Origin of the sequence: Candidatus Electronema sp. TJ, from assembly GCF_048287355.1 — a bacterium.
GTDB lineage: Bacteria > Desulfobacterota > Desulfobulbia > Desulfobulbales > Desulfobulbaceae > Electronema.
This window is the reverse complement of record NZ_JBLWEP010000095.1, coordinates 1-9496: the sequence shown is the minus strand read 5'-3', so window position 1 is coordinate 9496 and position 9496 is coordinate 1. Positions and strand designations below refer to the sequence as shown.

Below are 9496 nucleotides of genomic sequence, written 5' to 3'. Positions count from 1 at the left end.
AGATGATGATCCCTATGAAAGACAGTCGCCGCGCGTTGCCAGCAGCGCAAAAGGTGAATCAACGTCTTTTTTGGGGAGGAAAAACATGGCAGTGACTCAAACCTGTGGACGAGCCAACTTTTATGAAGGAAAGTGTGCAGGTTTCGTTCATGGATTCAAAATAATATTGAATTTATCGTGAAAAACGGTATGCTAAAGGAAGGCGGGCCAAGATAGTGGACAAATGGTCTGGTTTCACGACGCAGCTTAAACCTGAACCAATAAAGAGGTGAAGAACATCATTTGATTCACATGAGCAGCGGTTGATGCGGAGTTTTTTGGTTTTACTATGAAAATTAACAGAGGGAAAAATTATGACCAAAAAAATAGCCTTATGCTTACTTGTGAGCATATATGGTTCAAGCAGTGGATTTGCCGCTCCTGTCAGCGAGTATACGGCACAAAAAACCGCTGAAAGCTGGTTGGAGCAAATAACAAATCGGGCCCAGCGAAGCATAAAAGCTGTTTCTGATAAGCAGATAGATCTGACGAAAAATAAATCAGGAAAAGCTTTACCTCCTGCTTATTACATAGTCAACATGGATGGAGGAGGATGGGGCATCGTTGCTGGTGATGACAAATATCATGTTCCAGTAATAGGTTATTCCACAACAGGCGCAATTGATCCTAATAATCTTCCTCCAACATTTATGTGGTGGATGGATGAGGTGAAGGCAAATGTTGAGGCAGCAGCGCAAAGCAGCATAACTTCCCGTAGCAGCGCATGGAAAAATATCAGCCCTGCTGCCTATGGTATAAAAACAGCAGGAGAAGGAACAGTCGGTGATATTGCGCCTCTGCTGACCACAACGTGGAATCAAGGGAAATATTACAACAGCAAGTGTCCGGTGGATGCTAATGGTCCGGACGGACACGCCCTGACAGGCTGCTGCGCCACGGCATATGCGCAGGTGATGAAGTATCATAACTGGCCTGCGACAGGAAATGGCAGTAATTCATATAGTCATACAAAATATGGCACATTATCTGCCAATTTTGGGGCAACAACGTATAATTGGTCCAGCATGCCCTCCAACGGCGGTTTGACCTCGTACAACGATGCAGTCGCAACGCTGATGTCTCATGCTGGCATTGCTGTGAATATGAATTATGGACCTAGCGGGTCTGGCTGTAGTCCTTCTCTGATCGCTTCTGCATTCAGCAAGTATTTTAAATACAAACCCACATCTCTTCAGTGGAAGAGCAGCTTCACTGATGCTGAGTGGCAGGCAAAAATTGTTGCCGATCTGAATGCGCAACGGCCTGTTCTTTATGTTGGCTGGAGTGGGGCAGGTGGACATGCGTTTGTTGTGGACGGCGTTTCCGGAGCCAACTCCGATTACTTCCACTTCAACTGGGGCTGGGGCGGCTACTCAGACGGTAATTTTACCTTGAGCACGCAGCAGTTTAATCAAAACCAAGGTGCAATATTTGGCATAGAACCGGATGGTAACAACAATCCTCCTCCGGCGGCAACTCTGGTTTCCCCTTCCGGCAGCATCACAAACACCAAACCTGCATTCACGTGGAACGCCACTTCCGGTGCCACATGGTACGCCTTATATGTGTACAATTACACGTCCGGAAAGGTGTCGGTCGGCACAACGTGGTATCAGGGTTCCTCGGTTTGTTCTGGTTCGACCTGTTCTGTTGTCTCCCCGGCCACATTGACCGGCGGCAATCACAGCTTCTGGATCCAAACATGGAATCCGAACGGTTATGGGCCTTGGAGCAACCCCATGTCGTTCTATCTTCCTGGTCCGCCCGCAACAGCGACTCTTGTTGCGCCATCAGGCAGCATAACGAACACTAAACCAACCTTCACATGGAATGCAGCGACTGATGCCACATGGTATGCCCTGTATGTGTACAATTACACGACTGGGAAGGTCTCAGTTAACACAACGTGGTATCAGGGTTCCTCGGTTTGCTCTGGTTCGACCTGCTCTGTTGTTTCTCCGGCCACATTGACCAGCGGCGATCACAGCTTCTGGATCAGAACATACAATTCCACCCACGGCTACGGACTTTGGAGCAACCCCATGTCCTTCCGTCTGCCTGGCATGCCTGGCAAAGTGATATTGAGTTCGCCATCCGGCATCATAACGAACACAAAGCCGACCTTCACATGGAGCAAGGACGCAGACGCAACGTGGTACTACCTGAATGTGCAAAACACCTCCACCGGCAAGGCGGGGGCTATGAATGGCTGGTATATGGCCAGTTCTGTCTGCTCTGCCTCCACCTGCTCGGTGACTCCAGCAGCGGCATTGTCCCCCGGAGGGCATAGATGGCAGGTTATCGGATGGAATACCCTTGGCTACGGGCCTTGGAGCGATTTCATGTCGTTCCATCTGTCTGGCTGCTATCCTGGCCCAGTGACCTTGGTCTCTCCGATTGACACCATTGCCAACACGAAACCGGCCTTCACATGGAGCAAGGATGCAGACGCTAATTGGTATTATCTGTATGCATACAATAGCTCGACCGGACAGCTCAGTCCTGTGAACGGCTGGAAAGCTGCCAGCTCTGTCTGTGATTCTGTCACATGTTCAGTAATACCAGCAACACCTCTGGAGGCAGGGGCTTATTCTTGGTGGGTGCAGCCCTACAGCTCCTGCGGCGGATACGGCAGCTGGAATGGCCCTCGCTATTTTGACTTGGGCTTCAATTCTCAGTTCAGCGGGAATGCCTACAACTGGTACTGGCCAACAGGCTATGCCCCTTGGTATCTCTATAGCACTTACTATTTCTACACATCTGGCTTGGCAAACAGCTGGGCAACGGCTTACTACGGCACCTATCTTGGCGATGACACAAAGTATGCGGATTTTGAGTATGAGGCCAAGATGTGGCGAGGCTCCGGCGAACCGTATTCTACTGGCATAGCCTTGAGAGGAGAACCTCTTGCTGCCAGCAGCGGCTATTGGAACTCCGGTTATCAGTTCACATATACCCGTGACGGATGGTTCTCTGTCTGGCAGATGCAGGGAACGACCGCGACCAACCTCGTGGCTTGGACCGAGCACAGTGCCATTAACCAAGGCAGCGCGTGGAACACGTTGCGTGTCCGGGCTGTAGGCTCAACGATTGAGTTCTACATCAACAACATCCATGTAGCTACAGTGACAAACGCCAGCTTGCTCAGCGGCAAAGCTGGTCTGATGATGTATCGAGGCGAGACGACTGACTACCTGTATGTCGACTACGCAAAACTGACACCTGTGACTCTTCAAGTTCTTGCTCCATCTCCGGTCGATGGCGGAATCGTTGTTGATGCCTCTGCCGCAGCAAAGCAGGCTGAACGGCCTGAAGGAGTGCTGCGAGGATCGCCTGAAGGAGTCGATGTCGATGACCGGCAGCTGAGAGCATTGCGAAGCGACGCTCCAGCGGCAGAACTGGTTCCTGAAGAAACTGTCAAAGGCAACACGCCGAAGCTGTAAACCTTAATTCCTCGGCGGCGGGACTGCGTTTCTGCCCTGCCGTCGACCACTCGCTGCCCATCATGACGGAGCCACCAGCTCCGTCATGATTTTTTCCTCCTGCGGTGCGTCCGCGCAATATTTTGAATTCGCTGCTGTTCATTCATAACCGGCTGCCGGTGGTGCGTTCTTCCGCGAGGGACGCAATGGGCATAAAAAGCCAGTCACAGGTGGCTCAAATGAACCTGTCCCGCTATTCGCTGTGCCCACATAAAACAGAAGCAGCAGGGCTGCCTTTCCCGGTGGACAACCAGACGGCGGAATTTTCTTTGCATCCATGAAAAAGTCCGTTCAACTTGAAATCGCGGAGATTTCATGATGACTGTCCATCCGCGCCGCCACTTCGCATTTTTCTTAGTTGGAATCTGCGGCTGAATCAGCGCACCTTTTCCTTCATAGCCGCAAGCTGCTTCAGTGCCGATAACGTTCTCAGCAGGTTGCAGCGATGCTGCCCGCCTGAGTAAAAACTTCCCAAACTGCTGCCCGCTTCTGTATAAGAGTTACACAAACTGCAAAGCGCCTCAACTGTGCTGTTCACCAATCGTAATAGAAATCATTCTCAAATCATGCTCATATGAAGAATCAGCGCATTATCCCGAAATATCAGGCATGTTTTTTGCATGAGCAGCAGCAGCTCATCCTTACTATGAAAAACAAGAGTGGAACAGAGTGGGAGGAAGATATGAACTGCTGGGAATACAACAAATGCGGCCGCGAAAAAGGGGGGCTGGGTGCCAAACTGCATGGTGTCTGCCCTGCTTGGCCTGACAACGGTCAGCAGTGCGCGCGCGTCGCCGGAACTTTCTGCGGCGGCAAGGTGCAGGGGACTTTTGTCATGAAGCTGCTCACCTGCATGAAGTGCGGCTTCTATCAAAGCGAGCATTACGACAAGACCTACGGCAAGAAAAACGCCGCCTGACTGCAACGGCCCTGAGAGGCAGGCGGCAGCCTGCCTTCCTTTCCGCAGCGCACATAGCACTATCTGCTGGCTGTTTTCCGCAGACAGCGTATATTCTCTCCATGACCGCCCCTTTCTTCATACTCCCGCAGGCGCAGCATGGACACCTTCCTTCTTGACGAACTGCTGCGAGGCTTCCTTCGTGAAGACCTCGAACACGGTGACATCACCACAGAAGCCATTTTTTCCGGCGCGGAAACAGGCTCCGCTGTCCTTCGGGCAAGAGAACCGCTGGTCGCCGCCGGACTGGAGAGCGTGGCGGCCCGTGTCTTCTGGCTGCTGGATGAGCGGCTGCGTTGTTCCGGCAGCATCCCGGACGGCACCTGCGCCGCTCCTGGAGCAACGCTGCTGACTGTCAGCGGATCCGTGCGCAGCATCCTCAGGGGCGAGCGTGTGGCACTCAACCTTGTTCAGAGGCTCTGCGGCATCGCCACACTGACCCGGAAGCACGTGGACGCTGTGCAAGGATGCAAGGCCGCTGTTGCTGACACCCGCAAGACCACGCCTGGACTTCGCCTCTTGGAGAAATACGCAGTGCGGTGCGGCGGCGGACGCAATCACCGCTTCAGCCTCAGCGACGGCGTGCTGATCAAAGACAACCATATCGCCGCCTGCGGCTCGATCAGCGAGGCGGTGCGGCGGGCGCGGGCCGCTGCGCCGCACACGATCAACATCGAGGTGGAGGCCGACACGCTGGCTCAGGTGGAGGAATGCCTTGCCTGCGGCGTGCCGGTCATCATGCTCGACAACATGGATGCGCCGATGCTGCGGCAGGCGGTGGAGCTGATCGCAGGCCGGGCATTGATCGAAGCATCAGGCGGGGTGAACCTGCGCACGGTGCGGGCGACAGCCGAAACCGGGGTGGACATCATCTCGGTCGGCGCGCTGACGCATTCCGCACCGGCCTGCGACATTGGGCTGGACTGGCTTGAGCAGCTCGCTCCATAAGGCTTTTCCCTGCATGAGACCTCTTGCATCAATCGTATCTGTCTGCGCAGCTTGTGTGCATGATACGAAAGCGTGCAAAGTTTGAGTGATGAGGATGTTAAGCGGTCAACAGGGGATCAGCGTTCAACCTTTGCCAAGCGGCTTGACGTTGTCGAACGCGGCCTGCGCAACTTCCGCCGCCTGCCGAAGCGTAAAGGTGTTCCGCATGTCAAGCGGGCAGCACCGCAGCAGAAGAAAGCGTTTTAGTCTCGCTTCAGCTTCATCGCAGCTGTCTATGCCGTTTATAATATGGAGCTGCAAACTGCTCGCGGATAATTTATGCAGCAGGTCTGGTAAAGCCCGCAACCTGCGAGCGGGCAGGCCCGTCCCCGATGTCCAAATCAAACAGCATGCCTTTTGCGAATCAAAAGGCATAGGTTTTGCGAATCAAGCAGCCTGATTTTGCGAATCAAAAGCCAGACCTTTTACTATATAGAAGGGTTCCCTTCTTATATATAAAAAGGAGACCTTCTTATATATAGAATGGATGGTTTTTGATCCTCAGAAAAACAGGCACTTATCAACGCAGGCATTCAGCTCTTTTTAGAGAGAACAATTGACTCTGTCAGCCGCAGCAGCTGTCCAAGCCCTCGATCAGGGCCTGAGGCGGCTTGTCTGCGAACACGCCTGCGCCGAAATCTGGCCGCATCCCGCGCAGAAAGAGATAGAAGACCCCGCCGAAGTGCCGCTCGTAGCTACAGCCTTTGATCCGTCTGGCAAGAAAGCGGCGCAGGGCTATGGAGTAGATCAGATATTGCAGGTCGTAGCGGTGTTCGAGCATGGCTGCGGCCAGCCGTTCTGGCCTGTAGTCTTCCGCCCGGCTGCCGAGATGATTTGATTTGTAATCGGCCAAGTAATATCTCCCTTGCCAGCAGAAGACAAGGTCGATGAAACCGGTCATCAGGCCGTTGAGGATGCCGCTGCTCTCCGGCAGAGGCGGTGTGCCGAACGCAGCCAGGGTCCGGTTGAACTGCGCCAGCCGCAGCTGCTCCAGCGGGAAATGAAAGGCCATTTCATTGATCCGCTCGCTGTCCTTGAGGCGGGAGAGGGAGAGCGTGCCGTCTTGGCTGGGCAGAGGCGTGCGCAGGATGTTCTCCAGCCAGGCTGTGACTGCTGGCAGCCACTGACTGGCTGGGAAACCGGCCCGCTCCAGCCCGGCACGCACGATTTCCTCACGGCCAGCCGGATCAGTGAAGCTGATCTGCTCCAGAATGCCGTGCAGGCAGGTGCCTGCCGCCGCGCCTCTGGGAAAGCTGAAAGCATCCCGGCTCTCTGGCGCGTCAGACAGCATTTCAGTCTGGTCCGCGTCATAATCCGGCTGCTCCGGGCTGCTCTCGCGCTGGCCAGCCATCAGGCTTGAGTAGCTGACTATGCGCCAGCTGCTGTCAATGCTGCCCTTGAAGCGGGCCACAGAGAGCTGCTGCTCCGGTGCCGCCGCAGGCATCAGCTTGGGCAGGGCGGTCAATGCCTGCGGCCGCCTGACTGCGGCCACGCTCTCCAGCCGCTTCATGGCCTCTTCGCCAGACTGACTGAGGAGATAAAAGAATGCGCTGTCCTCCATATCTTTGATGCTGCCCCAGCAGAAGAAGCAGGCTTGGGCCGCTCTGGTCATCGCCACATAAAGCAGGCGCAGGTCTTCAGAAAGCCGCTCCCGCTCAGCCAAGGCAAGGTTCTTTTCGCTGCCGGTGCCGAGATCAAGGCAGAGCCGCTCCGGCTGCTCAGGCCGGTGAAAGGAGAAAGGTTTGCTGCTGTCGCAAGGGCGGCAGGTCCAAAGAAAGGGGAGAAAGACTACAGGATACTCCATGCCCTTGGCCTTATGGACAGTGACGATCCGCACCAAGTCCTCGTCGCTTTCCAGCCGGAGCTGCTCGGCCTCGGACTGCCCTTCCGGCTGCCGCAGCTGACTGCTGAACCAGCGCAGAAGGGCGTTGGGGCTGTGCTGTTGGCGGGATGCCTCCTGAATCAGCTCGGCCAAGTGGAGATAATTGGTCAAGGCCCGCTCGCCTGAAGGTGCGCTGAGCAGCCGCCGCACTGCCCGCTGTCCGCTGAGGAGCTGCTGGAACATAGGCAGGAAGCCTTGCTGCAGCCAGGTCTCCCGCCAGCTGCTGAACAGCTCCATGATCGCCTCACGCTCTTGGTCGTCTTCGCGCAGACGGTCAATACGCTCCGCTGTCCAGCTGAAGATGCCGTCTGCCAGCACAGTGCGGGCCAAAGCCAGGTTGCTGAGGTCGCAAAGACAGCTCATCAGCCGGAGCAGCTGCCGCGCCTCTTTGCTGGCAAAGACGGATTCCTGATCGCCGCAGACGCTGGCGATGCCTGCGGCGTTCAGTTCCTGCCGGATCAGCTCGGCCTGCTCGTTGGTGCGGGTCAGCACAGCGATGTCACCGGCAGCCAGCGGCTTGTCACCCAGCTTGGCGCGTCCTGCCTGCCCGGCATTCAGCAGCGCGGTGATCTCTGCGGCGCAGCGGCGGGCGGCCTGCTCCTCAGCAGCTGCCTTAGCCAGCGGTTTCCCGCTTTCCTCCAAAAGCAGGCAGGTCAGAGGCGGCTGCGGCTGCCCGTCGAGTTGGAAGGCATGACCATCCTGCCGTCCGGCCGCCTGCACACGGGGGAAATCAATTTCTTCTTTTGCAAAGCCGAACGGTGCTTCAATGTCAAACAAGGTGTTCACCGCCTCAACCATCGCTGTGCTGGAACGGTGGTTGACGGTCATGGTCAGCCGGTTCTGCGGTCTGGTGTCGCGCTTGGCCTGCATGTAGGTGAAGATTTCCGCGCCCCGGAAGCTGTAAATGGCCTGCTTGGGATCGCCGATCAGGAACAGCCCGGCTGTCTTGGCCTGCGCTGCCGCGTGGAGTGCTTTGAAGATGCGGTACTGAAGCGGGTCGGTGTCCTGAAATTCATCCACCAGAACAGCCGGAAAACGCCGGGCGACACGCCGGGCAAGCGCACCGCCCGCATCCGCCCGCAGGCCCTTGTCCAGCCAGCTTTGCAGATCATCAAAACTGAGCTGACTCTGCTCCTGCTTGCGCTGCGCCAGCTCCTCCCGCAGGAAGCGCCGGGCCTCCAGCAGCACAGCTGCGCTCCGGTTGCGCATCAGGTTCTTCTGCCGCGACAGGAAATCCTCGAAGCAGTCAAAGAACGGATGATCCGGCGGCGGCTCTTTGCTTTTCTTCAGCAGCGAGGCATTGATCTTGCTGCGGCTGAGCAGATGCAGCTCCTCCGGCGGCAGCAGAGGCAGCGTCCCTGTCTCGGCAAAACGGTCGAGCAATGCCAAGGCTGCGTTCAACCGTTCCGGCGCGTAGCCGTCCTTCTTGTTCTGCGAGAGGCTGCCGCTTTCCCGCAGCAGGCTGGCAACTGCGCCGCCGCAGCTGCGCCACTGCCGCCGCAGCTCTTCAGCCAGCTGCTCCTGCGCCGCCATCTCTTGCTTCAGCGCATCAGGCGGAACATCCGGCAGGCAGTCCACGTCCTCGCGTTCCAAGTGCCCTCCCAGCGCGGCCAGCAGCCCTGCTGGAGCACCCCACTGCGCCAAGGCCCATGCCGCCTCCTCAGGCGGGGCAGGATAGAACCGCTGCCGCCAGAAATCCTCGATGATCCGCACGCGCAGCAGGCCTTCGCTGTCCGTCAGCTCCATCTCAAACGGTGCGCCAGACTCAAAGGCGTGCTCTTGCAGCATCCGATGACAGAAGCTGTGGATGGTGTAAATGGCTGATTCGTCCATCCGACAAAGCGCGTCGCGGAGCAGCACAGCCGTCTTGTCCTTGTCGCCTGCCTGACGCAGCAGCTGATGCAGATCCTGCTCATCTGCCGCGCCGCGTTCCAGCGTGTCGAGCGCGTCGCGAATGCGCTGGCGGATGCGGCCCCGCAGCTCCTCAGCCGCCGCCTTGGTGAAGGTGACGACAAGGATTTCGTCCGCAGCCAGCTCCTGCTCCAGCAGCAGGCGGAGGAAAAGCAGGGCGATGGTGTAGGTCTTGCCTGTGCCTGCGCTGGCTTCAATCAGAATCTGACCGCGCAGGGGAAGCTTGAGAGGATCAAG

At 56.6% G+C, this 9496-nt stretch carries 7 protein-coding genes; 5 read left to right on the top strand and 2 right to left on the bottom strand.

Translation table 11 applies throughout. The features are described 5' to 3' along the window. From ACNKID_RS08025 to nadC, 5 genes are all read left to right on the top strand, one after another. The coding region (locus ACNKID_RS08025; protein WP_417912920.1) for a hypothetical protein at nt 1-181 on the top strand (181 nt) is incomplete at its 5' end. A gap of 172 nt (nt 182-353) precedes the next feature. Then, nucleotides 354-3482 (top strand): C10 family peptidase, encoded by a 3129-nt coding sequence (locus ACNKID_RS08020; protein ID WP_417912919.1) that lies wholly within the window; start codon nt 354-356, stop codon nt 3480-3482. Between the two features lie 122 nt (nt 3483-3604). Then, nucleotides 3605-3802, top strand: coding sequence for a hypothetical protein (locus ACNKID_RS08015; protein ID WP_417912918.1), 198 nt, complete (start codon nt 3605-3607; stop codon nt 3800-3802). 293 nt (nt 3803-4095) lie between these two features. Further along, nucleotides 4096-4440 (top strand): two-CW domain-containing protein, encoded by a 345-nt coding sequence (locus ACNKID_RS08010; protein ID WP_417912917.1) that lies wholly within the window; start codon nt 4096-4098, stop codon nt 4438-4440. Nucleotides 4441-4578: 138 nt separating this feature from the next. Continuing rightward, complete coding sequence (gene nadC, locus ACNKID_RS08005) at nt 4579-5427, top strand: carboxylating nicotinate-nucleotide diphosphorylase (RefSeq protein WP_417912916.1); 849 nt, start codon at nt 4579-4581, stop codon at nt 5425-5427. A 123-nt stretch (nt 5428-5550) separates the two neighbouring features. On the opposite strand, the gene ACNKID_RS08000 is transcribed toward nadC, so the two are convergent. After that, complete coding sequence (locus ACNKID_RS08000; protein WP_417912915.1) at nt 5551-5841, bottom strand: hypothetical protein; 291 nt, start codon at nt 5839-5841, stop codon at nt 5551-5553. Nucleotides 5842-6031: 190 nt separating this feature from the next. Next, nucleotides 6032-9496: exodeoxyribonuclease V subunit beta (gene recB / locus ACNKID_RS07995; RefSeq protein WP_417912914.1), on the bottom strand; the 3465-nt coding region annotated here is incomplete at its 5' end.